We start from the raw sequence: 2,026 nt of genomic DNA, 5'->3' as shown, positions 1-2,026 counted from the left end.
CAAGCGTCATGATTTCCTCGTCGACTACGAGGTCGGCTTCGATGACGAGGGCAATATCCTCGGCGTCGATTTCATGTTCGCGGCGCGCTGCGGTTTTTCGTCGGACCTTTCCGGCCCGGTGACCGATCGCGCGCTGTTCCACTGCGACAACACCTATTTCTGGCCGGCGGTGCATGCCCAATCGGCGCCGCTCTACACCAACACCGTCTCGAACACCGCGTTTCGGGGTTTCGGTGGCCCGCAAGGCATGGTCGGCGCCGAGCGCGTCATCGACGAGGTGGCCTTTGCCGTCGGCAAGGATCCACTCGAAATCCGCAAAAAGAATTTCTACGGCACCAGTGGTGATAGCGAGAGGGGCCGCAACATCACGCCCTACCACCAGACGGTCGAGGACAACATCATCCAGCGCATCGTCGCCGAGTTGGAGGAAAGCGCCAGCTATGCGCGGCGGCGGCGTGAGATATCGGCCTTCAACGCCAACAGCCGTTTCATCAAGCGCGGCCTGGCGCTGACACCGGTCAAGTTCGGCATCTCGTTCACCGCCACCCACTACAACCAGGCCGGCGCGCTGGTGCATGTCTACACCGACGGTTCGGTGCATCTGAACCATGGCGGGACCGAGATGGGGCAGGGCCTCTACGTCAAGGTGGCGCAGGTGGTGGCGGAAGAGTTCCAGATCGACCTCGACCAGGTCAAGATCACCGCGACCACGACCGGCAAGGTGCCGAACACTTCCGCCACGGCAGCGTCGTCCGGCTCGGACCTCAACGGCATGGCGGCGCAAAATGGCGCGCGCCAGATCAAGGACCGGCTGACCGATTTCGCCGCCGAAAAATACCAGGTGCCGCGCGATCAGGTGCTGTTCCTGCCCAACCGGGTGCGCATCGGCAACCAGGAAATCGCCTTCGCCGACCTCGTCAAGCAGGCCTATATGGCCCGTGTCCAGCTGTCGGCGGCGGGTTTCTACAAGACGCCGAAAATCCACTGGAACCGCGACAAGGGCGAGGGCCGCCCCTTCTATTATTTCGCTTATGGCGCCTCGTGTTCGGAAGTCTCGGTCGACACGCTGACCGGAGAATACATGGTCGAGCGTACCGATATTCTCCATGACTGCGGGCGCTCGCTGAACCGAGCTATAGACATCGGCCAGATCGAGGGCGGCTTCATCCAGGGCATGGGCTGGCTGACGACGGAAGAACTGTGGTGGGACGCCAAGGGCCGGCTGCGCACGCATGCGCCGTCGACCTACAAGATCCCGCTCGCCTCCGACCGGCCAAAGATCTTCAACGTCACCTTGGCCGACTGGCCGGAAGCGGGCGAGCCGACCATCCACCGCTCCAAGGCGGTCGGCGAGCCGCCGTTCCCGCTCGGCATGTCGGTGCTGCATGCGCTGTCGGATGCGGTGGCCAGTGTCGCCGACAACAAGATTTGCCCGCGCCTCGATGCCCCCGCCACACCGGAACGCGTGCTGATGGCGATCGAGCGGCTGAAGAAAGAGGCCGGCGCCTGAATCCGGCCCAGGGGGTCAGCAATGTGTGCAATCCGGGCCGAAAAAACCTATATTTCCCGCACGGGAATGCGAATGATGAATTCGAAAGTGCAAAGCCTGAGAGACTTCCTTGCCAGCGCCGACCGGATTGCCCTGGTCGAAGTGGCTGGCACAAAAGGTTCGACGCCACGCGAGAAGGGCGCATTTATGCTCGTCTCGCGGGCGGCGATCTTTGGCACGATCGGCGGCGGTCAGCTCGAATACATGGCAATCGACAGGGCCAGGCAGATGCTCTTCTCCCCCCTTGAGGGGGAGATGTCGGCGAAGCCGACAGAGGGGGTCCTATCAGAAGGCACCGCCAGGGCGTTGAGCCCGGTCGATCCGACCCCACCCGGCAGCTTCGCCGCCACCCTCCCCTCGAGGGGGAGGGGAACCCGCATCGAGGTTGACAAAGTCTGCGCTACCCTGGACGTCCCGCTAGGCCCGGAAATCGGCCAATGCTGCGGCGGGCGCGTCGAAGTGCTGATCCGGCTCGTC

The 2,026-nt window shown here is 63.4% G+C and carries 2 protein-coding genes; both read left to right on the top strand.

Going from position 1 to position 2,026, the window contains the following annotated elements; all coding sequences use genetic code 11:
• Positions 1-1,510, top strand: a 1,510-nt coding sequence (xdhB, locus tag EN939_RS15205) for a xanthine dehydrogenase molybdopterin binding subunit (RefSeq protein ID WP_245473094.1), incomplete at its 5' end; no start/stop codon positions are given.
• Positions 1,511-1,585: 75 nt separating this feature from the next.
• On the top strand, positions 1,586-2,026 hold a 441-nt coding region (locus EN939_RS38055), incomplete at its 3' end, for an XdhC family protein (RefSeq protein WP_272483094.1).

It is taken from the genome of Mesorhizobium sp. M7A.F.Ca.CA.002.05.1.1 (assembly GCF_003998335.1).
Taxonomy (GTDB): domain Bacteria; phylum Pseudomonadota; class Alphaproteobacteria; order Rhizobiales; family Rhizobiaceae; genus Mesorhizobium.
This window is presented reverse-complemented; position numbering and strand designations above follow the sequence as displayed.